Source organism: Vespertiliibacter pulmonis, assembly GCF_013377275.1.
Lineage (GTDB): Bacteria > Pseudomonadota > Gammaproteobacteria > Enterobacterales > Pasteurellaceae > Vespertiliibacter > Vespertiliibacter pulmonis.
The window spans coordinates 1,600,358-1,624,228 of sequence record NZ_CP016615.1; the positions used below are offsets into that span (position 1 = coordinate 1,600,358).

Consider the following 23,871-nt stretch of genomic DNA (forward strand, 5'->3'; position numbering starts at 1 on the left):
AGAAAAGAGAGCAGATTTTACAAAAAAAGAGTGAAAAATGCTATTCCAGCCATAGGCAATGATGTTTTATAATAACGCAATTTTTCCTATCAATATACCCTATCATAAAAAGAGGTCAGAAATGAGCAATCCAATTTATAAACGAATTTTATTAAAACTGAGTGGCGAAGCTTTGCAAGGTGATGAAGGATTTGGCATCGATCCATCTATTTTGGATAGAATGGCCCTTGAAATTAAACAGTTAATTGAAATGGGAGTGGAAGTTGGCGTTGTTCTAGGCGGCGGAAACTTATTCCGTGGAGCAAAATTAGCTAAAGCAGGTATGAATCGTGTTGTTGGCGACCATATGGGTATGCTGGCAACAGTAATGAATGGGCTTGCAATGCGTGATGCTTTACATCGTGCCGATGTGAATGCAAAATTGATGTCAGCTTTTCAACTTAATGGGATCTGTGATACTTATAATTGGTCGGAAGCAATCAAAATGTTGCGTGAAAAACGCGTAGTAATTTTCTCTGCGGGTACAGGTAGCCCATTTTTTACGACAGATTCAGCTGCTTGCTTGCGAGGTATTGAAATTGAAGCCGATGTAGTATTGAAAGCGACTAAAGTTGATGGTGTTTATGATAAAGATCCTGCTAAAAATGCAGATGCCGTGTTATATAAGACATTAAGCTATGCGGAAGTAATTGATAAAGAGTTACAGGTAATGGATTTAGCAGCATTTACTTTAGCTAGAGACCATGCTATGCCAATTCGTGTGTTTAATATGGGAAAAGTAGGGGCGTTATACCAGGTAGTAACAGGAACGGAAGAAGGCACAATTATTTCGTAAGCCTTTTGAAATATAGAGAATAGGTAATATAACAAAATTACTCTCTTTAATGTAGCTAAGTGAAAGCAAGCGGTGAGTTTCTGAAGAGATTTACACAGTAAAATTTTTCAGAAATTGACCGCTTGTAATTTCTTATTTTTCAGACTTATTTAAAGTTTTTGTTATAATGCGAAAAATCGTCAAATTATAAACAGATTAGGAATAAAAATGGCAAGAGAATTTAGCCGTGCAGACAGAGTTGCACAGGAACTACAAAAAGAAGTGGCTGTTATTTTACAGCGTGAAGTAAAAGACCCTCGTATTGGAATGGTAACGGTATCCGATGTTGAAATCAGCCGTGATTTAGCCTATGCAAAAATCTTCGTAACTTTTTTATTTGATAACGATCAAGAAACGGTAACACGTGGGTTAGAAGGTCTAACGAAAGCAAGCCCTTATATTAGATCGTTACTAGGTAAAGCGATGCGTTTGCGTATCGTGCCTGAATTACAGTTTGTGTACGATTATTCATTGGTGGAAGGTATGCGTATGGCGAATTTAGTAACGCAAACGGTTCGCAGTGATGAAGCTCGTCAAGTAGAAGAAAATATCGAACAAATCAAAGACAAGGAATAATTGTGGGCAGACCTCGTAAAAAAGGACGAGATATTGATGGCATTTTTTTGTTAGATAAACCACAAGGGGTGAGTTCTAATGATATTATGCAGAAGGTCAAACGTTTGTTTAATGCAAATAAAGCAGGGCATACTGGAGCGTTAGATCCCTTGGCCACAGGAATGTTACCAATCTGCTTAGGCGAAGCAACTAAATTTTCACAGTTTTTATTGGATTCCGACAAACGATATTTAGTTACTGCAAAGCTAGGCGAACGAACGGATACGTCTGATGCAGATGGTCAGATTATTCAAACTCGAGCCGTAAATATTGAAATTTCACAAATTTTATCAGCACTTGAGCATTTTCGGGGAAATATTTTGCAAGTGCCGACAATGTTTTCGGCGTTAAAATATAATGGCAAACCTTTGTATGAATACGCTCGTCAGGGGATTATAGTTGAACGAGAAGCTCGTCCAATTACTATTTTTGAGTTGAAATTTATTGCCTATGATGCCCCTAATTTGACTTTGGAAGTCCATTGTTCAAAAGGTACTTATATTCGGACATTAGTTGATGATTTAGGCGAAGTATTAGGGTGTGGTGCTCACGTTACGTATTTAAGACGGCTTGCCGTTGCACAATACCCAACAAATGAAATGATGGATTTTGCTCAATTACAATTATTAGCGGAAAAACAACCGCTTGCGAAGTTAGATAGTTACTTATTACCAATGGATACAGCCGTTGCTGGATTGCCTATTTTAAATTTAACGTCTGAACAAGCGGTTGCCGTAGGTTTTGGACAACGAGTAAAATTTGAAAACCCCTCTAAACTTGTTGGATTAGTTCGTCTATTTTCTCCAGAAGGTAAATTTTTAGGGGTTGCTGATGTTGATCAAACAAATGTAATTCGCCCTAATCGAATGGTGAATTATAGTTCTGAGGAAAAATAATGAAGAAAAATATAGGATTCTTTTCATTACCGATAATGGTTGCTTTTTTATTAAGCAGTTGTAGTAGTAATAATACTGAGCATTCAGGCTTAAAATTAGATGCAAAATTTAATCAATCAAGAGATTTACGTCACTTTAATGAGTATGTTAAGTTTTTGAAACGGAAAGCAGCTGGTGCAGGTGTTTCTGATAAAATTTTGAATAAGCAGATGAGTATCAATTATATTTATCGGGCTGTAGAATTAGATCAAAAGCAAGCAAATCGTCGCCGAGATCCAAATTTACCGCCGCCACCGCCAAATCCTAATGGAGTAACGAATTATCTAAATAAAGTATTAACAACCGCTAAAGTGAATAGAGCAGTTGATAATTGGTGGGAATATCAGCCTCAACTAACCAAAGCCAGTCAAAAATATGGTGTGCAAAAAGAATATATTATGGCGTTATGGGGAATGGAAAGCAGTTTTGGACGCTATCAAGGAAATTTTGATGTGCTATCAGTATTGGCAACCCTTGCTTTTGATGGTCGCCGTGAAAAATTGTTTACTCAAGAATTTGTGAATGCAATGAAAATGTTGCAAACGGGAACAATTTCTCGCTATGAAATGAAGGGATCTTGGGCTGGTGCAATGGGGCAAACACAATTTATGCCAACTTCTTATTTGAAATATGCAGCAGATGGCGATAATGATGGTAAGAAAGATATTTGGAATAATGAGTACGATGCATTTGCATCTATTGCTTCTTATTTATCAACAGTTGGCTGGGATAATAAACTGCCGTGGGGTGTTGAAGTTAAATTAGCTCAGCCGATTGATCTTGCTTTTTCAGGTATTGAGCAAAATAAAGCTAAAAGCCTAGCAGAATGGCAGTCTCTTGGTGTGTATCTGGCTTATCCAAGCGGTCAGGAAAATCAAAAATTGGCTCAATTACATAAAGCAAAATTATGGTTAGTTCGCCCAGATAAGGCGGTAGGGCGTGCTTTTTTAGTATCAAATAATTTCCGAACAATTTTAGATTGGAATAAATCGAATAATTTTGCGATTAGCATCGGTAAATTTGCTGATCGAATTTTGCAAAATGTACAGTAGTATAGGTGAAAAATTACTTGAAATTACCGCTTGTCCTTAATAAGCAATCGGAGTCCAATAAATGAGGTTCAATTTATGAAACCTAATGATAATCCTCCTCGTGAATTTGCTGCTATTGATCTTGGATCAAATAGCTTTCATATGATTGTAGCTCGAATTGTGAATGGCTCAATTCAAATTCTTTCTCGCTTAAAACGGCGAGTGCGTTTGGCGGAGGGGCTAGATGAGAATAATGTCTTAAGCCAAGAGGCAATTGAGCGAGGCGTAGCGTGTTTACGCCTATTTGCAAAACGTTTAGAGGGATTTTCCCCAGAGAATGTAAAAGTTATTGGTACTTATACATTAAGGCAAGCGGTAAATAATCAGCAATTTGTCGAACAAGCTCAACAGTTTTTTCCATTTCCGATCAATATTGTCTCAGGTAAAGAGGAGGCTTGTTTAATTTACTCAGGCGTAAGTCATACTCAAGCACAAAAAGGGCGTAAATTTGTTGTAGATATTGGTGGCGGTTCTACGGAAATGGTAGTTGGTGATGGTTTCACTCCTTTGCGAGCAGAGAGTCGCAATATGGGGTGCGTGAGCTTTGCAAAACGTTTTTTCCCAAATGGAATTTTAACGCAAGAACGGTTTGATTTAGCTTACCAAGTAGCGATGGAAAAAATTGAAGATCTAAGTTCTGACTATCGTCAGTTAGGTTGGAAGTATGTTTTTGGTTCATCTGGCACGATAAAAACTGTTAGTAAAGTATTAGGTGCTAATGGCTATAAAGATATGTTAATTACTGAAAGCCGATTATTGAGCTTAATTGATCGCTGTTTGATGTTTAATAATTTAAACGAAATTCAACTTAAGGGATTAATTGAAGAGAGAGCAGATATATTAGTACCAGGGCTAGCAATTTTACTTGCGTTATTTCGTACGTTTAAAATTCACTCAATGCGTTATTCAGACGGGGCATTGCGTGAAGGTATAATGTATGGATTGGAAGAATGCTTCCAAGTTAGCAATATTAGGCAACGCACGGCTGAAGGATTGGCTGAACAGTATCATATCGATCAACAACAGGCTTTGCGTGTACAAGAAACTGCCTTATGCTTATTTGATCAAATTCGTAATTGGAAAAATAAACGACAGCTCAAAGAACTACGAAGCCTATTAAAATGGGCCGCAATGTTGCACGAAATAGGTATTAGTATTAATCATAATGCTGTTCATCGTCATTCTGCGTATATCATTTCTCATACAGACTTACCAGGTTTTGATGATGAGCAACAACGGCTACTCGGACTGTTAATGCGTTATCATCTTAAAAGCTTTAAAAAAAGTGATTTACGAAGTACCAACCGTTTTCAGCATCGTGATATTTTAACATTATTAAGAGTATTTCGTTTGGCAGTGTTGCTTAACCGCTCTCGTCAGGCTACAGTTTTTCCTCGCGAACTAAATTTAGCAGTAGTAGCAAATCATTGGCATTTAACCTTTGAACATAATTTTCTTATGCAAAACCCTCTTATTTTAGATGATTTGCTTGATGAAAAAAGACAGCTTGCATCGATAAATTTACCGCTAATTATTTAATTTTTTAACCGCTTGTAATAGATATAGCAAGCGGTTATTTTTTTATCTATTTTGTAAAATAGTGATCTTCTTCTCACTTCTTTTGTTTTTCACTTGTTATTAAAAGAAGAAACTTTTACTCTATGGAGTATATCTTCTTTTTTATTTATTTTCTGGAGTAATATAATCAGAATTGATAATGTTACTCAAAATAACGAGGTTTTGTATGTTATTGGGTGATTTAACTCGTCAAGATTTTACCAATTCTTTACCCCCTGTTTTAGCACGTTGCTGCCACAAATTAAATCAATTAGATTTAGCTAATCTACCTCTTGGTAAACAGCCACTAGAAGATGGTATTGATATGAATGTGATGGAGTTTACTACGGAGCCTGCTGATCGTAAACAAGCAGAGTTGCACCGTAAATTTATTGATATTCAAGTGCTAATTTCTGGCGAAGAAGCAATTGAATATGATGTTGGAATGCCAGATTTATCACTTTATAGTGAATATAATGAAGACGCTGATTATCAGCTTACTCCAGAAACCGCAAATAAAAATGTGGTGATTCTTCGTCCAAAAATGTTTGTAATTTTCTTACCAAATGAAACACATAAACCTGGTGTTTCAATTAATGGCGATAAACTTTTGAAGAAATTAGTTGTGAAAGTTCCCGTAGAATTGTTATAGGAAAAACAATGTCATACGGTGGAAAAATTTTAGGCAAAATGAATGCATTACAGTCGAGTTTTACTAAAACAGAGAAAAAAATTGCAGAACAAATTTTGTCTCAACCTGATTTATTAAGCAGATGTTCTTTATCTGAAATAGCACTTTATTTAGACGTAGGTGAAGCCACTTTTATTCGATTTTGCCGAACACTTGGCTTTAAGGGTTATACAGATTTTAAATTAGAATTGGCTATTGAATTAGCAACCCAAGAAAAAGAGAGTGATAGGATACTAGATACAGATATTTCTCAACAGGATACGGTAAGAGAAATTGCACTAAAATTGCAACATTCATTAAGTGCTGTTATTTCAGAAACAATTAATCTGTTAGATTTTAATGTACTGGAAAAAGTAGTATTGGAATTGCGTAAAGCAAAACGGATTTTTCTGTTTGGTGTTGGATCATCAGGGATTACTGCAGAAGATGCTAAACATAAATTAATGCGTATTGGTTTACAAGTTGACTCGCTTACCAATAATCACTTTATGTATATGCAGGCAGCATTATTGAAAAAGGGCGATGTTGTTATTGGTATTAGTCATTCAGGCTCGTCTAAAGAGACAGTGAAAGGGTTACGGATTGCACAAGAAAATGAAGCAATTTGTATTGCAATTACGCATAATTTACGGTCTCCGATTACTGATGTTGCAGACTATGTATTAATCAATGGGAATAGTCAAGGCTATATGCAAGGTGATTCATTAGGCACAAAAATGACACAGTTATTTATTTTAGATTTACTTTATGCCTTATTGGTTCAAGCAGAGCCAAATAAAGCAATATTACAAAAACAAAAAACGGTTAATGTATTGAAATCAGTATAATCAGTAGTATTTTCACACAAATAATAATTTTATTTAAAGGATAGTGTAATGAAAAATTTAAAAGGTATCTTTAGTGCATTATTAGTTTCATTTGATGAAAATGGTAAGATCAATGAAGCGGGATTACGTCAAATTGTTCGTTATAATATAGATAAGATGAAAATTGATGGCTTATATGTTGGTGGTTCAACGGGCGAAAACTTTATGTTATCTACGGAAGAGAAAAAAGAAATTTTTCGAATTGTAAAAGATGAAGTGAAAGATCAAGTTGCATTAATTGCACAAGTGGGCAGCGTAAATTTACAAGAAGCAGTGGAATTAGGAAAATATGCAACTGGGTTAGGTTATGATTGTTTATCTGCCGTTACGCCTTTCTATTATAAATTTAGCTTTTCTGAAATTAAGAATTTTTATGAAACAATTATTCGTGAAACGGGCAGTCCTATGATTGTTTATTCTATTCCATTTCTGACCGGTGTGAATATTGGTGTGAATCAATTTGCTGAACTATTTGCAAACCCTAAAATTATTGGTGTGAAATTTACCGCAGGAGATTTTTATTTGTTAGAGCGTTTACGTAAGGCTTTCCCAAGTCATCTAATTTACGCAGGTTTTGATGAAATGCTGTTACCAGCAACGGTACTTGGTATAGATGGTGCGATTGGCTCAACATTTAATGTTAATGGTTTAAGAGCACGTCAAATTTTTGAATTAACTCAACGGGGAAAAATAACAGAAGCATTAGCTATTCAACATGTTACTAATGATTTAATTGAAGCAATTATTAGCAATGGATTGTATCAAACAATTAAAGGCCTATTAGAAGAAGAAGGTGTACAAGCGGGCTGTTGTCGTGAACCAATGACAAAATCACTTAATGAAAGCCAAAAAGACGTAGTAAAAGCATTGAAAGCAAAATTCTTATAGCGTATTGTTAGCAATAAATGAATGGCTACAGTTAAGTAGCCATTTTCTTTATTTTATTACTTTTATATTTACTACGATTTTAATATACCTGATGAACCTTCTGAATAATCTTTAGGTTGATTATCTTCGGTTACGGCTGTGTTAGTGATCTGGGTTGGTTGGAAAAATTCAATTTTTTGTTGAGCTTCTTCAGGCAATAAAGATTGCGAGCTTTCAGCTAAATGGGTGTAAAGTTTTTTATAATCATCAGCAAGAGTAGCAAGTAAGTTAGCAGACTGTTGAAAATGTTTTTCAAGCTGTTCCTTTTGCTGTTCAATTTTTAGATTAGCAGATTTTAATTCGCTAGCTAATTGTTGTTGTTTTTTCGCATTGGCATTTGTGGTTCGTAAAACTACATAGCCGATAATTATGCCCAGAATAAATGCACAGATAATGATAACCCACATTTCATTTGACCAATGTTCCATAATTGCTCCTACCTATTGTTAGTTGTACTTAAATTAAATGATTATAATAAAGTCTTATATTTCTACCATTTTCTTATTTTTTTGAAAAGATTATTTTGATTAATCTGCTAATATTTTGAAATAATCGACATATTAGCATTTTTTATAAAAAATATTTAGCATTTAGGTAATAAAATCCGTATAATATCGACACCCTGTTTTTGTATAGTATTCCCGCTATACAAGTTTGGTCTGAATTGACTCGAAGGGGTTTAATTCTACCGTATAGGTAATATCCTTTAGGATATTGGGTTTAAACAATTTAATTTGGATTTAATTAATGAAAACTTTTGTAGCAAAACCAGAGACAGTTAAACGTGACTGGTATGTAGTAGATGCGACAGGTAAAACGCTAGGTCGTTTAGCTACTGAATTAGCAAGTCGTCTTCGTGGTAAACACAAGGCTGAGTACACTCCACACGTTGATACTGGTGATTACATCATCGTTATCAATGCGGAAAAAGTAGCTGTAACAGGTAAAAAAGAAACTGACAAAATCTACTACTGGCACACTGGCTATGTAGGTGGTATCAAAGATGCTACTTTCAAAGAAATGATTGCTCGTCGTCCTGAAGCAGTGATTGAAATCGCGGTTAAAGGTATGTTGCCAAAAGGCCCATTAGGTCGTGCAATGTTCCGTAAATTAAAAGTGTATGCAGGTTCTGAACATAACCATACAGCACAACAACCACAAGTTTTAGATATTTAATCACGGAGCAGAAAAATGACAGCAGCAAATCAAAACTACGGCACAGGTCGCCGCAAAAGCTCTTCAGCTCGTGTATTTATCAAACCGGGCAGTGGTAATATTACCATCAACCAACGTTCTTTAGAAGTTTACTTCGGTCGTGATACAGCACGAATGGTTGTTCGTCAACCTTTAGAATTAGTTGAATTAACTGATAAACTAGATCTTTATATCACTGTTAAAGGTGGTGGTATTTCTGGTCAAGCGGGTGCTATCCGTCATGGTATTACTCGTGCATTAATGGAATATGACGAAACTTTACGTCCAGCATTACGTGCTGCGGGCTTTGTTACCCGTGATGCTCGTCGTGTTGAGCGTAAAAAAGTGGGTTTACACAAAGCACGTCGTCGTCCACAATACTCAAAACGTTAATTTTTCGTTTTTTGAGCAAAGGCAGGAATTTTCCTGCCTTTTTCTATTCTGGTTCCTATTCATTATTAAACTGAAAGTAGAGATATTTTTATGTTAGCCGTTATATCCCCAGCAAAAACACTTGATTTTGAAACAAATGTTGAAGGTTTTGCCTTTTCTCAACCACAACTGACTGCTTATAGTCAAGATCTTATTGATATTTGTAAACAATTTACACCTGCTGAATTAGCATCGTTGATGTCAATTAGCGATAAATTAGCGAGCCTAAATATTGCTCGCTTTGCACAATGGCACATAGAGCATACAATACAGAATGCAAAACCAGCATTATTTGCATTTAAAGGTGATGTATATACTGGGCTAGAAGCAGAAACGTTGAATCATTGTGAAGTTGAGTATGCACAAAGCCATTTACGAATGTTATCAGGTCTATATGGATTGCTTAAACCTCTTGATTTAATGCAACCTTATCGGTTAGAGATGGGGACAAAATTAGCGAATCCGAAAGGTAAGGATCTTTATCATTTTTGGGGAAATATTATTACGGATCATTTGCAAAATGCAATTGATGAACAAGGTGATAATATTTTACTTAATCTTGCATCAGACGAGTATTTCAGTGCAGTAAAAAAAGAGCGATTAACTGCTAAAATCATAAAGCCAATATTTTTAGATGAGAAAAATGGTAAGTTTAAAATAATTAGCTTTTATGCGAAAAAAGCAAGAGGAATGATGGTTCGTTACTTATTAAAAACAAAGCCGACAAAGATTGAGCAGTTAAAAGAATTTAATTTTGGTGGTTATTGGTTTGATGAAGAAAGCTCAACTGCAACAGAGTTGGTATTTAAACGAGAGGAACAGCTGTGATTAGATTATTCATGTTGGTAATATTTTCTGCTTTTGTTACCGCTTGTGTAAATCGTCCAGTAGATTTTAGCTTACCTGATATTGTGCAATTTGATGGGCAGCGTTATCAAAAGATAACAGATAATCGCCTTGATGAAATGCGACAGCTCCTTTATTTACCAAGTGATGGTGCAAAAGACCCTGAGAATTGGCAGCAAGGCATTTTATTCTTTTTAGATAAAAATACTATTCATAAAAGCCTAGAAAAACGTTTAACACTACGAGAAAAACTCTTTGAAAAGCAATCTAATTTACAGAAAAAATTAGTAATTGAAGATGGTGAACTACGTAGCCAAATAATTTACCCACCAACAGATCGTTTTCATAATATTCAATTGGAATTATCTCGAGGACGAAATTTACCTTGTGGTTTTGGACAAATTCAATTCTCAAACAAGCGGTCAATTACAGCAGAAAATTTGACAAAAAATTCAGTTGATCTCACCGCTGATCAGTTAGAAATTGCACAATTAGCAGAAAAATTTATTCTGTTTCCGTGGTTAATTGAGTGTAAATAATGGAAGAATCCTATAATATTTTGGTTAAACGTGCTGCAAATTTAGCGATTGCAATTGCGGGAATTCTTATTGTCATTAAAGCTTTTGCTTGGTGGCAAACAAGTTCAATGGCGATTTTAGCTGCAATGACAGATTCAGTGGTTGATTTATTTGCATCTATAACAAATATGCTAGTGTTACGTTTTGCGTTACGTCCTGCTGATGATGATCATGCTTTTGGACACGGTAAAGCAGAATCCTTGGCAGCATTGGCACAAAGCGCATTTATTACGGGGTCAGCGGCTTTTTTATTATTACAAGGGCTTCAACGTTTAACAGAACCACAATTTATACAGAGCAGTGAATTAGGTGTGATAATCAGTATTATATCTATTTTACTTACTGCTGGGTTGGTATTGTATCAGCATAAAATAGTTAAACTTACAGATAGCCCTGCAATTAAAGCAGATTCCCTTCATTATCAAACAGATTTATATATGAATGGGGCTATTTTGATCGCAATGTTATTAAATCTAAATGGTTTTATTTACGCTGATGCTATTTTTGCTATCGGTATTGCATTTTATATTTTCTACAATGCGGTCAAAATGTTATGGGATGCAATGCAATCATTACTTGACCAAGCACTTCCTCAAGAAGAGGTTGATCGCATCTGGACAATTGCGCTCGAGCATCCAAGAATTATTAGTATTCACGATGTGAGAACTCGTAGAGCTGGAGCAGTAAGGTTTATCCAGTTACATTTAGAACTTGATGATCATTTGCCATTGATTGTTGCTCATGAAATTACAGATAGTTTAGAGCGAAAATTACTTGAAGCCTTTCCAATTTCGGAAGTGATTATTCATCAAGAGCCGACTAGTTGTGTACAACAAGAACGTGCTAACTTATTGAAAGAGAAATAAAATGTATCAAGCCATTGCCTATTTTAGTTACCAAAATTTTGAGCAAGATCCTGTAACATTGATTGATCAAATTGTCAATCAATGGCGAATAAATGGGCAGGTGATTGGGCGTGAAATTGGGGTAACTCATCACCAAACGCAGACACATTCTAGTTTTCAGGTGCGAGTAGCTATTCCTGAACAAGATAGTTTGCTGCCAAATTGGAATAGTGAAAATGTATCTGAAGCATTGGTTCAAGCAGAAGAGGCAAATGTCTATTTTGAATATTTTGAAGTTGTCGGACGAGATTATAACGCAGAGCAAACAAGTGAAATGCCAGCAACATTCTATATTCTTTATACAACGCATTTAGATACCTGTTCACCGATTTATAATGGCGTTACTTTCTGTCCAGTACCACTTTATCGAGCAGTTCAACATAGTGGATTAAATGAAAAAATTATCCAGTGGCAGGAAGATTGGCAGGCCTGTGATCAGTTACAAATGAATGGGAATATATTAGAACAGCAGGCGTTGTCGCAAATTTCTGAGGTAGAGAGTGAATTATCTCAGCAAGGACGTAAAATAGCACAAGCTATTGAAATAGAGAGTCAAATTCCGACTTACTATTATTTATATCGTTTAGGCAAAGATTCTGAAATTGAGCATAACCGTAAATGTCCAAGTTGTAATCAAGGCTGGAAATTAGCAGAGCCTTTTGCAATTTTTCAGTTTAAATGTGATCAATGTCGATTAGTATCTAATTTAAGTTGGGAAATTCAGTAAGTAATTCTCTTACAAGCGGTGCGATTTAAGTAAAATAAGCAAGAAGTACGAGGAATTGAATGCCTTCCTGCTTGTTTTACTAACTAGTTATCTGTTCATTTTTAGTAGAAATTTCATCAGCCTGTGTGAGTAATTTTGCAATAGCATTGCGATAAGTGATTTCCAGGGTTTCTCTGCTTGTTGCAATTACACCTTGATCAATAAGAAACCCATCGTTTACGTCATAGACCCAACCGTGGATAGAAAGCGAACGCCCTCTTTTCCAGGCACTATCTACAATAGAACAGCGCCCTAAATTATAGACTTGTTCTGCCACATTTAAACGGGTTAGCATATCTGCACGCTGTTCGCTTGTGAGTTTGCCGAGTAAATGGCTATGTTTTAACCAAAGATCTTTAATATGTAGTAGCCAATTATTGATTAGTCCAAAATCTTCTGTGCCTATAGCAGCTTTAATTCCGCCACAATTAGTATGTCCACAAATGATAATATGTTCAATTTCAAGAACATCTACGGCATATTGCACTACAGATAAGCAGTTAAGATCCGTATGAATAACTAAATTAGCAACATTACGGTGAACAAATAGTTCACCCGGCTCAAGCCCAGTAAGTTTTTCAGCAGGGACTCGACTATCAGAGCAGCCAATCCATAGGTAATTAGGTTTTTGATGTTCGGCGAGCTGTTTGAAGTAGTCAGACTGCTCGTCTTTCATTTGTGTTGCCCAAGCGTGGTTGTTGGCAAAGAGGCGTTCGATTTTTTTCATTAAATCCCTTTGTTCTTTTAGTAGGATAATTATTTTAGCATAAAGGGGATAAGGAAGAAAAATGCTTAGCTGTATTCAGATAGGTATAAAAAAGCGGTCAAGTTATGACTGAACTGACCGCTTGTATTTTTTTAATATGTTATTCCACAATAGGTATAATTTTTGATGCAGACGCACCTTTATCACTATTATTAAATTCAAATTGAACTTTCTGCCCCATTTTTAGTGAACGGTAGCCATCGCCTTCGATCACTGAAAAATGAGCAAAAATATCGCCTTCAAAAACATCAGAAGTAATAAAGCCAAAGCCTTTAGCATTATTAAACCATTTGACTGTGCCAATTTCCATAAGATAATCTCCATTCTTAATGTATGTTAAGCGTATATTAAGGTAAATTGGTAGATTCTCAACGAGCAAATGTTAAAATATCGATCTAGATCACAAAATTTTTATAGCATATATGTTCTGCTATGCAGGGTTATCAATATCAATAAATTGCACATCTAAATTATAGTGTTGTGCAAGCCATCTACCTAGAGCTTTAACCCCGTCTCGTTCTGTAGCGTGATGTCCGCAAGCAAAATAATAGATGCCTTGTTCTCGAGCTGAATGGGTTGTTTGCTCAGAAATTTCGCCACTAATAAAAGCATCACAGCCTTTTTCTGCAGCCAAATCAATATAGCCTTGCCCACCGCCGGAACAAATCCCTATAGTTTTTATTAATTTCTGTGGGTAATCGGCAATAAATTCATCACATAAAATGACAGGGTGCTGTAATAATCCAGCGAGTTTTTGTTGCAACTCATTTGCTGAAATTGGTTGAGATAACTCGCCATAAACAGGAATAGAGTTGGGTTTATTTTCTAAGCCTTTTAATTGTGTAATACCAAGCTGTTTAGCTAGCTGTGCATTATTGCCTAATTCAAGGTGAATATCTAAAGGGAGATGATAGGCGAATAAATTGATATCGTGCTTTAAGAGTTGTTTAATCCGTTTGCCTTTCATTCCTCGAATAGCTAAATTTTCGCTTTTCCAAAAATAGCCATGATGAACTAAAATAGCGTCGGCATTTTGAGAAATCGCCTGCTCAATGAGGGGCAATGAGGCGGTAACACCTGTAATAATTTTTTGAATTTCACGACGGCCTTCCACTTGTAGCCCATTTGGGGCATAGTCAGCAATCATTTTACTGTTGAGTTTTTCATCTAAAATCTGTTCAAGTTGTAAATTGGTTAGCATTTTTTATCCTTCTTTAATATACAAGCGGTTATATTTTAGTGAAAATTTACCGTAGTAACTATTGTTGAGAGAAAAATTATCAGTGATTTTCATTAGAGAATAAATTTTATTTATTCTCTAATAATTTTTCTGTGGAATGATAAGTATAAAGGTTTATTTGGTCCAAAGTGGGAGTTGTATTTTTATACGTAAACCGCCAATTGGGCTTTTTTCAGCAATTACTGTACCTTTATGTTGCTGAATAGCATTATAAACAATGGCAAGCCCTAAACCAGTTCCACCTGTTTGTCTGGCTCTAGCTTCATCAACTCGATAGAAAGGACGGAAAATTTCTTCATATTGATGTTCAGGAACACCAATTCCATCATCATCAATCGTAAAAATAAGCTCATTTTTGTCGATATAAATCATTACTTTAATTTGGCTTTCAGCGTATTTTTTGGCATTGCGAATAACATTTTCTAAGGCACTAGAAAGCAAACTGATATTACCATTAATATAGTAACGTTTAGGGTGTAGAATACGAAGACTAACGCAAAAATTTAATCCATTTTGCTCCAATTCAAATTTAGCATCTTCAAATACATCTTCCCAAATTTTATTTACAGTAAAGACTTCCCGATGCAAATGGTTGTTAATTTGTTGGCGAGAAAGGGAAAGTAGATCATGAATCATTGTATCTAGTTTTTGAATTTCATTTTCAATACGAGTAAGCTCGTTAGACTCACCATTGCGGTAGCGAATAAGAGATACGGCTAATTGCATTCGAGTTAAGGGTGTTTTAAGCTCATGGGAAATATCAGATAATAGCCGTTGTTGATAGCTAGTAAGTTTTTCCAAAGCTGAGATCATTCGGTTAAAACTTCGTCCAACAGAGCGAAATTCATTGATACCTTCAGTTTCTAATTTAGGGTTAACTACTAGGTTACCTGTAGCAACGGCATCAGCAGAAAAGCGCAATGCTTTTACTGGTTTGACAATACGCCATGATAGCCAAAGTAGCAATGGCGTACAAATGGCTAACAGCAGTAAAAATAGTAAAATGGGATTGTCAAATAGGACATTGATAATTTCTTGTTGGGGGACAACCCGTTCAATAAAATATTGATAGTAAGTGTGATCATTGGAATGAAGGACAAATGGACCATAAATTTCGATAGAGCCCAAGCGGCGTTGTTTAGGAAATATTGGATTATTAGATTTGAAAATAAATGATCTTAATGCATTAACATTTGCAGGGTTTATTCCACTAATAATATTACTCTTGGGATTAAGTAAAATAACGTCATAACCATTTTTAGAGGTTACGATGAGGTTTCGGCGAAAGACTTCATCTAAGTTATATTCTTTTTGAGTAAATAAACTTTCTTTATTGAAATAATGCTGTTTTTGTTCTTCAATAGGTATTAATGTTCGAGCATCAAAATAAGGTAATACAAGCACGATGCTTAAAATAATCACGAAGATTAAAAAAAACGAAGAGAATATCTGATAAATCAAATAATGACGTAATGTATTAATTTTATTCCAAAGATGACGCATAAGAGATCCAATTGAGAGAATAGAAATCCCCCGAAGTGGGGGATCTATTATTTTTCAGTTACAAGTAAGTAACCTCTGCCCCGTAAAGTTTTAAACCACGGGAGATTATCGTTTCTTTCGGGGAGCTTTTTACGCAAATTAGAAATGTGCATATCAATAGCTCTATCGTATGGAGTAAGACGTTTACCTAAGATCTCTAAACTAAGTAATTCCCGAGAAAGAATTTGTCCAGGATGACGCATTAAAATTTGTAATAATGCAAATTCTGTTCCAGTTAAATCTAAATCTTTTCCGTCAAAAATGGCTTGTTGGCGACCAGGGTGAAGCTCTACACCACCAAAATGTAGGAATTTTGATTCCTCATCGGGTGAATGTGAACCCCCATCTATTACATTCTCTTTTAGATTTGCAGTACGGCGCAAAATCGCTTTAATTCGAGCGACTAATTCACGATCATTAAATGGTTTTGGCAAATAATCATCTGCACCAAGCTCTAAACCTAATACACGGTCTATTTCATCGTCTCTAGCGCTTAACATAAGTACAGGTAAGATATATTTTTGACGTACCTGTTTTAATGTTTCGATACCGTTAAGAACAGGCATCATCACATCTAAAAGAATTAAATCATATGAATTTTGTTCTAACTCATCTAAAGCTTCTTGACCATTATGAACGACGTGAGCTTCAAAGCCTTCTAAAGAGAGCAATTCTGCTAGTAATTCAGTGAGTTCAACATCATCATCAACAAGTAAAATTTTTGGCATAGCGTTTTTCCTATTCCATTGAAATTATTTTATAGCGTATGCTAATAAATTAGCATTCTTGACATTATTTTGTGTCAAAGAGCATTACTTTACAGAAGTTTGTCAATTTTTTCCATTGTTTTTATTTCATTCCAAATAAAATCAAGCTCTTCAAGTGTACAATCGCTAACAAATTTTTCTTGATTAGCAAGGTATTGCTCAATTTTTTTGAATCTGTTTTCAAATTTGACATTTGCTTTACGTAAACAGTCTTCGGCATCAATTTTATGATGGCGACATAAATTTACACTAGCAAAGAAGAGATCGCCTAATTCTTCTTCTAATTTTTCAGGTTGAATGGGTAAGTTATTGAGTTCTTGCTGAACTTCTTGCCATTCTTCCTCAACTTTATCGGCAACATCATTGGGGTTATCCCAATCAAATCCAACTTTCGCACATCGTTTTTGCAATTTATTGGCACGGGTAAGGGCGGGAAGAGCGTAGGGTAAATCATCTAAAATTGAGCGATACCCTTTTTGTTGTTTGGTTTCTGCTTTTTGGGCTTCCCAATATTGTAGAGCTTCTTCGCTATTATTAGCAGATTTATCTCCAAAAACATGTGGGTGGCGGAAAATTAATTTTTCATATAAATCATTTGCTACATCATTAAAATCGAATGAACCTTCTTCTTTAGCGAGTTGGCTTAAAAAAATGACTTGTAGTAATAAATCCCCTAATTCTTCCCGTAATGCAGAGCGATCTTGTGTGTGAATGGCTTCGGCAACTTCATAACTTTCTTCGAGCATATGAGGTAAAATAGAGTCAAAAGTCTGTTTAATATCCCAAGGGCAGCCTGTTTTAGGATCTCTTAACTGAGCTACTGTTTCAAGTAGTTGATTGATTTTTAACATTTTCTAATATCCCTAAAGTTGAAGAAAGAGTGATTTTATGAAGAGCAAGGGGGTGTTTGCTAATTAAATTTGTAAATTTATTCAGCGTAATTATGTTACAATTTCGACAATTTTTCAAATTTCAATAAGGATTTTATGATGGATTTAGCCTATCTACAAAAATTACCCCAAGTAGAATTTACCCAACGCCGTCAGCGAGTATTTGACCAGATGCAAGATAATTCAGCGTTAATTGTGTTTACGGAAACAGAAAAACGACGTAATAGTGATTGTGATTACCTTTTCCGTCCAGATAGCTATTTTTGGTATCTTACTGGGTTTGCAGAACCAAAATCAGCCTTATTACTCGTGAAAAAAGCAGGGCAATGTGAGACTGTACTGTTTCTCCGAGAAAAAGATCCACTGATGGAAACATGGAATGGCAGACGGCTGGGGCTTGAAAATGCCCCCCAATTATTAGGCGTTGATATCGCTTATGATATAGAGAATATTGAAACTGAATTGGCAAAAAAATTGGTGGATCTCACCGCTTGTTATTACGCTCGAGGTATTCAAGAATGGGGAGATGTTATTCTTTTTGCCACTTTTGATAAAATGAAGGCACTGCGTCAGGCTGCTCCAACGGTGATGATAGATTGGCAACCAATGTTATCAGAAATGCGTTTAATTAAATCTGAGAATGAACTCGCTCTAATACAGCAAGCGTGCCATATTTCGGCAATGGCACATATTCGTGCAATGAAACAGACCCGTCCGAATCGGTATGAAATGGAGATTGAGGGAGAAATTCAGCACGAATTTTCCCGTTTTGGTGCAAGGTTTGCTTCGTATAACCAGATTGTTGCTAGTGGAGAAAATGCCTGTATTTTGCACTACAATGAAAATGATCAAGTGCTTCAAGACGGCGAATTATTATTGATAGACTCTGGGGCAGAATTTGCTATGTATGCAGGAGATATTACTAGAACTATTCCGATTAATGGTAAATTTAGCCCTGCTCAACAAGAAATTTATCAAATTGTGTTAGAGGCAATGAAAGAAAGTGCAAAATTGCTTATACCGAATAGTTCAATCAAATTAGCAAATGATAAAGCCGTTCGTATTATGACGGAAGGAATGGTTCGTTTGGGTATTTTGCAAGGTGAGGTAGAACAGTTAATTGAGGAAAAGGCTTATAAAGCATTTTATATGCACGGTTTAGGGCATTGGCTAGGCTTAGATGTACACGATGTAGGTGATTATGGTGTAGATCGAGATCGACCACTTCAAATTGGTATGGTTTTGACAATTGAGCCTGGGCTTTATATTCCTAAAAACGCCGATGTACCTGAACAATATAAAGGCATCGGTATTCGCATTGAAGATAATTTACTGATTACCGAATATGGTAATAAAAATCTCACTAGCGGTGTGCCGAAAGAGATTGAGGAAATTGAAGCAATAATGGCAAGCCATTAAAATTTAATCATTTAAGGAAAAATACAATGAAGCATCTATTCAATTTTAGTGCAGGACCTGCAATGATTCCGCCTGAAGTATTAGCGCAAGCTCAAAGAGAATTACAAGATTGGCAAGGTTTGGGAACGTCTGTTATGGAGGTTAGCCATCGTGGTAAGCCGTTTATAGATCTGATTACCCAAGCAGAGCAGGATTTTCGCCTTTTATACAATATCCCAAATAATTATAAGGTTCTATTTTTGCAAGGGGGAGCAAGGGGACAATTTGCTGCTATCCCGATGAATTTAATTGGTAAGAAAGGCAAAGCCTTATATTTAAACAGTGGGCATTGGTCTGCAACGGCAGCTAAAGAAGCTCGTCTATTTTGTGAGATTGATGAAATTTCAATTTTGGAACAGGGTGAGCGATTAACCATTGGAAATTTAGATTTTAGCCACATTGCAGATCAATATGATTATGTACATTATTGCCCTAATGAAACAATCAGTGGTGTTGAAATTTTTGAATTACCTAAAGTTGGTAATGCAGTATTGGTGGCAGATATGTCTTCAACGATTCTATCTCGTGAAATTGATATTAGCAAATTTGGCTTAATTTATGCAGGTGCTCAGAAGAATTTAGGGCCTTCAGGAATTACAATGGTAATTGTGCGTGAAGATCTTATCGGCAACGCTCGGTTTGCAACACCGTCTATTTGGAATTATGAAATACAAGCAAAAAGCGATTCAATGATCAACACACCACCAACGTTTGCGTGGTATCTGTGTGCGTTAGTATTCAAGCATTTATTGAATTTAGGTGGCATATCCAAAATTGAAGAACGTAATCAAGCTAAAGCAAAATTATTGTATGACTATTTGGATCAAAGCACGTTTTATCGTAATCAAGTTGCTAAAGCTAACCGCTCTTTAATGAATGTAACTTTTACCACAGATAATGATGAACTAAATGCAAAATTTGTGGCAGAAGCAACCGCTTGTGGGCTACTTGCCTTAAAAGGGCATAAAGTATTAGGCGGAATGCGGGCTTCTATTTATAACGCAATGCCGATTGAGGGCGTGAAAGCGTTAATTGAGTTTATGCAGAAATTTGAACAGGAAAATAGCTAATCTTACCTAAATACGGAGTGGTAATGAAAAAATATACCTTGATTACAGGGGCATCATCGGGTATTGGTTACGCATTAGCCAAAAAATATGCTGAACAAGGGGAATATTTGATCTTAGTTGCTCGCCGTAAACATCGATTAGAGCAATTTCAAAAGGAATATACAAATGTTGAAATTATTGAACTTGATCTCGCTTCCCCAGAAAATGCACAAGCACTGTTTGCAATAACTGAACAGCAAGGCTGGTTTGTCTTTCGGCTAATCAATAATGCAGGGGTAGGCGTGTTTGGCAAGTTCAGTGATACAGATCTTGCAACTAACATTGCAATGGTCAATTTGAATATTCAAGCGGTAATGATTTTAACCAAATGCTATTTGCAACCAATGAAAAAATATAATCAAGGTGAAATTCTGAATGTGTCTTCGGTTGCAGGTTTTATGCCTGGGCCGTTAATGGCGGTATATTATGCAACCAAAGCTTTCGTTACTTCGTTTAGCCAAGCACTACGTTATGAGTTAAAAGAGAGCAATATAAAAATATCTGTCCTTGCCCCTGGTACAACAGCAACGGAATTTGAGAAAACCGCAAATTTGCAAAATTCTAAATTATTTGACCGCTTGAATGTTCAATCAGCAGAAGAGGTAGCAAAAATTGCTGTGCAACAGTGCGGAAAAGCGGTAATTATTCCAAATTGGCTCAATAAAATATTAGTATTAGGCAGGCGATTTATCCCTGATTTTTTATTGTTAAAAATCGTGGCAGAAATTCAAAAGCGAAAATAGTAATATATTTTTTCTAAAAATGAGCAAAGAAAGATAAGCTTACAAATTTTTGCTAAAATCAAACCGCTTATAATTAAAAACACGTTAAAAGAGTAGAAAGGACGTAAAAATGGCATTAAGAATTGGAATTGTTGGAGCTGGTGGCAGAATGGGGCGTCAGCTAATTCAAGCAGTACAGCAAGCAGAGGATGTAATGTTAGGTGCAGCGTTTGTTCGCAAAGGTTCATCATTGGTTAATGCAGATGCAGGCGAAGTTGCTGGTATTGGCGTGATAGGTATCAAGATCAGTGATGATCTGGCAAGCCAAGCAGATCAATTTGATCTTTTAATTGATTTCACTCGCCCTGAAGGCACATTAGATTACCTTAATTTTTGCCAACAACACGGCAAAAAAATAGTTATTGGCACAACAGGATTTGATGAGGAAGGAAAACAAGCTATTTACACAGCGGCTGAAAAAATAGCTGTTGTGTTTGCTTCAAATTATAGTATTGGAGTAAATTTAGTCTTTAAATTACTTGAAAAAGCGGCAAAAGTAATGGGTGATGATAGTGATATTGAAATCATTGAGGCGCATCATCGGCATAAAGTTGATGCTCCATCTGGTACAGCATTATCAATGGGAGAACATATTGCTAAAGCCCTCGGGCGTGATTTAAAAACGCACGGCGTCTTTTCTAGAGAAGGCATTACGGGTGAACGTAAACGTGATGAAATTGGCTTTGCAACTATCCGAGCCGGTGATGTTGTGGGGGAGCACAGCGTATGGTTTGCCAATGATGGTGAACGTGTAGAAATCAGCCATAAAGCCTCAAGCAGAATGACATTTGCAAATGGCGCTGTTCGAGCAGCAAAATGGCTTGAAACCAAACCACACGGATTATTTGATATGACTGATGTATTGGATTTGAATAATTTGTAGTCAATAGTTATAAAAAATATAGGGCTGAAAATCAGCCCTTTTATGTAAATATTTATTCTTTGGTAGATTACAGATATTTTACATCTAAAATATCAAATTCAATATTTCCACCAGGCGTTTTGATATTGACAGTGTCATCAATTTCTTTACCGATTAAGCCACGAGCAATCGGGGAATTGACTGAAATTAAGCCTTCTTTAATATTGGCTTCATCGTCCCCAACAATGCGGTAAGTTACTTCTTCATCGGTGTCGTTATTCACTAAAGTAACGGTGGCTCCAAAAATTACTTTTCCAGTATTTTCCATTTTAGTGATATCAATAATTTGAGCATTGCCTAATTTACCTTCAATTTCTTGAATTCTTCCTTCGCAAAAACCTTGTTGTTCACGAGCGGCGTGATATTCAGCATTTTCTTTTAAATCACCGTGTTCACGAGCTTCGGCAATAGCTGCAATAATTTCTGGTCGGCGTGTATTTTTTAAAAAATCCAGTTCTTCACGCAGTAGTTCTGCCCCTCGAACTGTCATTGGAATTTGTTTCATTATGTATCCTTTCAAATTTTATTGTAAGTGGTAAATTGACTGTTTACGAGCTGTTTTGAAAGCTATATTATTCATTTTCTTTTCAAAAATAGCAACCTAGATTATGTTTTCATTCCGCCATATTTTTTCTAAAACTTTATTGATTTTTTTGGTTAGTTTTCCTCTATCAACGGGAGCTAAAGTCGCTGTATCTGAATTATTATCTTCTTTACCTGCGGGGGTATCCGTCAGTGTGATTGCTAAAAATTTGGAGACAGGGCAAATTATTGCAGAACATCAAAGCCAAGCATTTATGTTACCTGCGAGCACACAAAAAGTATTTACGGCATTAGCTACTAAACTGGCACTTCCCGATGATTTTCGCTTTCAAACAGCCTTTTTGAGTAAAGGAAATATTGAAAACGGCACATTAAAAGGGGATTTAATTGCTAAATTTACTGGCGATCCTACTTTATCTCATATTCAATTAACTAAATTAGTTGAGGAGTTAGGAAAGCAAGGTATTCGTCAAATTACAGGAAATTTAATTCTCGATACTAGCGTTTTTACGAGTCATAATAAGGCTTCAGGCTGGATTTGGAATGATTTATCGCTCTGTTTTAGTGCACAGCCTGCAGCCGTCAATATTGACCATAACTGCTTTTATGCCAATTTAGAGGCTAGTCAGCCTGCGGGGAGTCCTGTTACGGTCAATGTACCTGCAGAATATCCTGTGCAAGTATTCAGTTCTGCTTATGTAGCAGAAAATGCAGACGTTCCGTATTGTTTACTTGATGCGGTAGTGAGTGATAATAATCGTTACCATATTAAAGGTTGTTTGGCTCGTCAAGACAAACCTTTTGGTTTGAGTTTTGCCGTGCAAGATCCAACAGCTTATGGGGCAAGTATGATACAAGCTAAATTAAAACACAGTGGTATTAAATTTAGCGGGCAAGTACAGGTTGCAACCAAGCCTCAGACAGGTTTGTTGTTAGCGGAGCATTATTCGGTTCCACTTTCTGATTTAGTTAAAAAGATGATGAAGAAATCGGATAATCAGATTGCAGATACCCTTTTTCGTACCATAGCTAATCAAAAATATAAACGCTCTGCCAGCTTTCCGCTTGCAAGCCAAGCACTAAGAGATATTTTAAAAAAACAGGCAAATATTGATTTGGCAAATGGTGTTATTGTTGATGGGTCAGGACTTTCTCGTCATAATTTAGTGAATGCTCAAACAATGTTAGATGCCCTTGTTTTTATTGCAAAGAATGAGGAACAACTACATTTGTTTGAAACCTTTCCAATTGCTGGAGTAGATGGCACATTATCTGGTCGAGGATCAGTAATTACGGCTCCTTTAGCAAATAATCTTATTGCGAAAACTGGTGCATTAAAAGGTGTATATAATTTAGCAGGTTTTATGAGCAATGTGCGAGGAGAACGGATTGCTTTTGTTGAATTTATCAATGGTTATTCCACCTCGCAAAATATAGAAAGTAAAACTAAACGAGCCCCCCTTAATCAGTTTGAAAATGCGTTATTTATGAACTTGTATAACGAGTAATAAGATCTAAGCACTTGTTTTAGTTCAAATTGAGATATGTTTGTGTTTGCTAAATAATCAAAAAATA

General features: G+C 35.9%; 27 protein-coding genes. 19 read left to right on the top strand and 8 right to left on the bottom strand.

The features are described 5' to 3' along the window. Window positions 1–121: 121 nt before the first annotated feature. From pyrH to nanA, 8 genes are all read left to right on the top strand, one after another. On the top strand, window positions 122–835 hold the full coding sequence (gene pyrH, locus A6B43_RS07775; protein WP_124210407.1) for a UMP kinase: 714 nt from the start codon (window positions 122–124) through the stop codon (window positions 833–835). A gap of 207 nt (window positions 836–1,042) precedes the next feature. After that, window positions 1,043–1,450, top strand: a complete 408-nt coding sequence (gene rbfA / locus A6B43_RS07780; RefSeq protein ID WP_124210408.1) for a 30S ribosome-binding factor RbfA — start codon at window positions 1,043–1,045, stop codon at window positions 1,448–1,450. A gap of 2 nt (window positions 1,451–1,452) precedes the next feature. After that, window positions 1,453–2,385 (top strand): tRNA pseudouridine(55) synthase TruB, encoded by a 933-nt coding sequence (gene truB, locus A6B43_RS07785; protein WP_124210409.1) that lies wholly within the window; start codon window positions 1,453–1,455, stop codon window positions 2,383–2,385. After that, window positions 2,385–3,476 (top strand): lytic murein transglycosylase, encoded by a 1,092-nt coding sequence (locus A6B43_RS07790; RefSeq protein ID WP_124210410.1) that lies wholly within the window; start codon window positions 2,385–2,387, stop codon window positions 3,474–3,476. Before truB ends, A6B43_RS07790 begins: the two co-directional genes overlap by 1 nt. Window positions 3,477–3,551: 75 nt before the next feature. Continuing rightward, complete coding sequence (ppx, locus tag A6B43_RS07795; RefSeq protein WP_124210411.1) at window positions 3,552–5,054, top strand: exopolyphosphatase; 1,503 nt, start codon at window positions 3,552–3,554, stop codon at window positions 5,052–5,054. Between the two features lie 205 nt (window positions 5,055–5,259). After that, window positions 5,260–5,724, top strand: a complete 465-nt coding sequence (nanQ, locus tag A6B43_RS07800) for an N-acetylneuraminate anomerase (RefSeq protein ID WP_124210412.1) — start codon at window positions 5,260–5,262, stop codon at window positions 5,722–5,724. An 8-nt stretch (window positions 5,725–5,732) separates the two neighbouring features. Then, entirely contained in the window at window positions 5,733–6,590 is an 858-nt protein-coding gene (locus A6B43_RS07805; RefSeq protein ID WP_124210413.1) for a MurR/RpiR family transcriptional regulator, read from the top strand. Window positions 6,591–6,638: 48 nt separating this feature from the next. Continuing rightward, complete coding sequence (gene nanA, locus A6B43_RS07810; RefSeq protein ID WP_124210414.1) at window positions 6,639–7,517, top strand: N-acetylneuraminate lyase; 879 nt, start codon at window positions 6,639–6,641, stop codon at window positions 7,515–7,517. A 71-nt stretch (window positions 7,518–7,588) separates the two neighbouring features. Here nanA and A6B43_RS07815 read toward each other — a convergent pair whose 3' ends face one another. Then, window positions 7,589–7,984 (bottom strand): Z-ring associated ZapG family protein, encoded by a 396-nt coding sequence (locus A6B43_RS07815; protein ID WP_124210415.1) that lies wholly within the window; start codon window positions 7,982–7,984, stop codon window positions 7,589–7,591. 319 nt (window positions 7,985–8,303) lie between these two features. Between A6B43_RS07815 and rplM the strand changes: the two genes are divergently transcribed. From rplM to A6B43_RS07845, 6 genes are all read left to right on the top strand, one after another. Next, window positions 8,304–8,732, top strand: a complete 429-nt coding sequence (gene rplM / locus A6B43_RS07820) for a 50S ribosomal protein L13 (RefSeq protein WP_124210416.1) — start codon at window positions 8,304–8,306, stop codon at window positions 8,730–8,732. Window positions 8,733–8,747: 15 nt separating this feature from the next. Then, a complete protein-coding gene (gene rpsI, locus A6B43_RS07825; RefSeq protein WP_124210417.1) occupies window positions 8,748–9,143 on the top strand; it encodes a 30S ribosomal protein S9 in 396 nt (131 codons plus the stop codon). A 90-nt stretch (window positions 9,144–9,233) separates the two neighbouring features. Beyond that, the gene (gene yaaA / locus A6B43_RS07830; protein ID WP_124210418.1) at window positions 9,234–10,010 is read left to right on the top strand and encodes a peroxide stress protein YaaA; all 777 of its coding nucleotides are present in this window, start codon (window positions 9,234–9,236) and stop codon (window positions 10,008–10,010) included. Further along, window positions 10,007–10,567 (top strand): ABC transporter ATPase, encoded by a 561-nt coding sequence (locus tag A6B43_RS07835; RefSeq protein WP_237306880.1) that lies wholly within the window; start codon window positions 10,007–10,009, stop codon window positions 10,565–10,567. The genes yaaA and A6B43_RS07835 overlap by 4 nt, the downstream gene beginning before the upstream one ends. Further along, on the top strand, window positions 10,567–11,472 hold the full coding sequence (locus tag A6B43_RS07840) for a cation diffusion facilitator family transporter (RefSeq protein ID WP_124210419.1): 906 nt from the start codon (window positions 10,567–10,569) through the stop codon (window positions 11,470–11,472). The genes A6B43_RS07835 and A6B43_RS07840 overlap by 1 nt, the downstream gene beginning before the upstream one ends. A 1-nt stretch (window position 11,473) precedes the next feature. Further along, window positions 11,474–12,238, top strand: coding sequence for a Zn-ribbon-containing protein (locus tag A6B43_RS07845; protein ID WP_124210420.1), 765 nt, complete (start codon window positions 11,474–11,476; stop codon window positions 12,236–12,238). Between the two features lie 79 nt (window positions 12,239–12,317). Here the strand turns inward: A6B43_RS07845 and can are convergent, their stop codons facing one another. The 6 genes from can to mazG form a co-directional block, all read right to left on the bottom strand. Beyond that, complete coding sequence (can, locus tag A6B43_RS07850; protein ID WP_124210421.1) at window positions 12,318–13,004, bottom strand: carbonate dehydratase; 687 nt, start codon at window positions 13,002–13,004, stop codon at window positions 12,318–12,320. A 139-nt stretch (window positions 13,005–13,143) separates the two neighbouring features. After that, window positions 13,144–13,353, bottom strand: a complete 210-nt coding sequence (cspD, locus tag A6B43_RS07855) for a cold shock domain-containing protein CspD (protein WP_124210422.1) — start codon at window positions 13,351–13,353, stop codon at window positions 13,144–13,146. A gap of 120 nt (window positions 13,354–13,473) precedes the next feature. Continuing rightward, the gene (locus A6B43_RS07860; RefSeq protein WP_124210423.1) at window positions 13,474–14,244 is read right to left on the bottom strand and encodes a Nif3-like dinuclear metal center hexameric protein; all 771 of its coding nucleotides are present in this window, start codon (window positions 14,242–14,244) and stop codon (window positions 13,474–13,476) included. Window positions 14,245–14,397: 153 nt separating this feature from the next. Further along, entirely contained in the window at window positions 14,398–15,786 is a 1,389-nt protein-coding gene (cpxA, locus tag A6B43_RS07865) for an envelope stress sensor histidine kinase CpxA (RefSeq protein WP_124210424.1), read from the bottom strand. Between the two features lie 47 nt (window positions 15,787–15,833). Then, a complete protein-coding gene (locus A6B43_RS07870) occupies window positions 15,834–16,553 on the bottom strand; it encodes a response regulator (RefSeq protein WP_124210425.1) in 720 nt (239 codons plus the stop codon). A gap of 89 nt (window positions 16,554–16,642) precedes the next feature. Next, window positions 16,643–17,443, bottom strand: a complete 801-nt coding sequence (gene mazG, locus A6B43_RS07875) for a nucleoside triphosphate pyrophosphohydrolase (RefSeq protein WP_124210426.1) — start codon at window positions 17,441–17,443, stop codon at window positions 16,643–16,645. 138 nt (window positions 17,444–17,581) lie between these two features. On the opposite strand from mazG, the gene pepP reads away from it, so the two are divergent. The 4 genes from pepP to dapB all read left to right on the top strand — a co-directional run bounded on the left by pepP (window position 17,582) and on the right by dapB (window position 21,714). Further along, window positions 17,582–18,901, top strand: a complete 1,320-nt coding sequence (gene pepP / locus A6B43_RS07880) for a Xaa-Pro aminopeptidase (protein WP_124211009.1) — start codon at window positions 17,582–17,584, stop codon at window positions 18,899–18,901. 26 nt (window positions 18,902–18,927) lie between these two features. After that, window positions 18,928–20,010 carry a 3-phosphoserine/phosphohydroxythreonine transaminase gene (serC, locus tag A6B43_RS07885; RefSeq protein ID WP_124210427.1) on the top strand — a complete coding sequence of 361 codons (1,083 nt, stop codon included), beginning with the start codon at window positions 18,928–18,930 and terminating at the stop codon, window positions 20,008–20,010. Between the two features lie 23 nt (window positions 20,011–20,033). Then, entirely contained in the window at window positions 20,034–20,792 is a 759-nt protein-coding gene (locus A6B43_RS07890; RefSeq protein ID WP_124210428.1) for an SDR family NAD(P)-dependent oxidoreductase, read from the top strand. Between the two features lie 109 nt (window positions 20,793–20,901). After that, window positions 20,902–21,714: a 4-hydroxy-tetrahydrodipicolinate reductase gene (gene dapB / locus A6B43_RS07895; RefSeq protein ID WP_124210429.1), complete on the top strand. Its 813-nt coding sequence runs from the start codon at window positions 20,902–20,904 to the stop codon at window positions 21,712–21,714. Between the two features lie 67 nt (window positions 21,715–21,781). On the opposite strand, the gene greA is transcribed toward dapB, so the two are convergent. Further along, window positions 21,782–22,258, bottom strand: a complete 477-nt coding sequence (gene greA / locus A6B43_RS07900) for a transcription elongation factor GreA (RefSeq protein WP_124210430.1) — start codon at window positions 22,256–22,258, stop codon at window positions 21,782–21,784. Window positions 22,259–22,361: 103 nt separating this feature from the next. On the opposite strand from greA, the gene dacB reads away from it, so the two are divergent. Further along, window positions 22,362–23,804 carry a serine-type D-Ala-D-Ala carboxypeptidase gene (gene dacB, locus A6B43_RS07905; protein WP_124210431.1) on the top strand — a complete coding sequence of 481 codons (1,443 nt, stop codon included), beginning with the start codon at window positions 22,362–22,364 and terminating at the stop codon, window positions 23,802–23,804. Window positions 23,805–23,871: the final 67 nt, after the last annotated feature.

Bases quoted from the DNA above. Each gene is read 5' to 3' on its own strand.
- A6B43_RS07805 (WP_124210413.1), top strand. From the start codon at position 5,733: ATGTCATACGGTGGAAAAATTTTAGGCAAAATGAATGCATTACAGTCG.
- pepP (WP_124211009.1), top strand. From the start codon at position 17,582: ATGGATTTAGCCTATCTACAAAAATTACCCCAAGTAGAATTTACCCAA.
- A6B43_RS07840 (WP_124210419.1), top strand. From the start codon at position 10,567: ATGGAAGAATCCTATAATATTTTGGTTAAACGTGCTGCAAATTTAGCG.
- serC (WP_124210427.1), top strand. From the start codon at position 18,928: ATGAAGCATCTATTCAATTTTAGTGCAGGACCTGCAATGATTCCGCCT.
- cpxA (WP_124210424.1), bottom strand. From the start codon at position 15,786: ATGCGTCATCTTTGGAATAAAATTAATACATTACGTCATTATTTGATT.
- pyrH (WP_124210407.1), top strand. From the start codon at position 122: ATGAGCAATCCAATTTATAAACGAATTTTATTAAAACTGAGTGGCGAA.
- yaaA (WP_124210418.1), top strand. From the start codon at position 9,234: ATGTTAGCCGTTATATCCCCAGCAAAAACACTTGATTTTGAAACAAAT.
- cspD (WP_124210422.1), bottom strand. From the start codon at position 13,353: ATGGAAATTGGCACAGTCAAATGGTTTAATAATGCTAAAGGCTTTGGC.
- rplM (WP_124210416.1), top strand. From the start codon at position 8,304: ATGAAAACTTTTGTAGCAAAACCAGAGACAGTTAAACGTGACTGGTAT.
- A6B43_RS07870 (WP_124210425.1), bottom strand. From the start codon at position 16,553: ATGCCAAAAATTTTACTTGTTGATGATGATGTTGAACTCACTGAATTA.
- A6B43_RS07815 (WP_124210415.1), bottom strand. From the start codon at position 7,984: ATGGAACATTGGTCAAATGAAATGTGGGTTATCATTATCTGTGCATTT.
- nanQ (WP_124210412.1), top strand. From the start codon at position 5,260: ATGTTATTGGGTGATTTAACTCGTCAAGATTTTACCAATTCTTTACCC.
- rbfA (WP_124210408.1), top strand. From the start codon at position 1,043: ATGGCAAGAGAATTTAGCCGTGCAGACAGAGTTGCACAGGAACTACAA.
- mazG (WP_124210426.1), bottom strand. From the start codon at position 17,443: ATGTTAAAAATCAATCAACTACTTGAAACAGTAGCTCAGTTAAGAGAT.
- A6B43_RS07790 (WP_124210410.1), top strand. From the start codon at position 2,385: ATGAAGAAAAATATAGGATTCTTTTCATTACCGATAATGGTTGCTTTT.
- greA (WP_124210430.1), bottom strand. From the start codon at position 22,258: ATGAAACAAATTCCAATGACAGTTCGAGGGGCAGAACTACTGCGTGAA.
- nanA (WP_124210414.1), top strand. From the start codon at position 6,639: ATGAAAAATTTAAAAGGTATCTTTAGTGCATTATTAGTTTCATTTGAT.
- A6B43_RS07890 (WP_124210428.1), top strand. From the start codon at position 20,034: ATGAAAAAATATACCTTGATTACAGGGGCATCATCGGGTATTGGTTAC.
- A6B43_RS07860 (WP_124210423.1), bottom strand. From the start codon at position 14,244: ATGCTAACCAATTTACAACTTGAACAGATTTTAGATGAAAAACTCAAC.
- ppx (WP_124210411.1), top strand. From the start codon at position 3,552: ATGAAACCTAATGATAATCCTCCTCGTGAATTTGCTGCTATTGATCTT.
- dapB (WP_124210429.1), top strand. From the start codon at position 20,902: ATGGCATTAAGAATTGGAATTGTTGGAGCTGGTGGCAGAATGGGGCGT.
- rpsI (WP_124210417.1), top strand. From the start codon at position 8,748: ATGACAGCAGCAAATCAAAACTACGGCACAGGTCGCCGCAAAAGCTCT.
- A6B43_RS07845 (WP_124210420.1), top strand. From the start codon at position 11,474: ATGTATCAAGCCATTGCCTATTTTAGTTACCAAAATTTTGAGCAAGAT.
- can (WP_124210421.1), bottom strand. From the start codon at position 13,004: ATGAAAAAAATCGAACGCCTCTTTGCCAACAACCACGCTTGGGCAACA.
- dacB (WP_124210431.1), top strand. From the start codon at position 22,362: ATGTTTTCATTCCGCCATATTTTTTCTAAAACTTTATTGATTTTTTTG.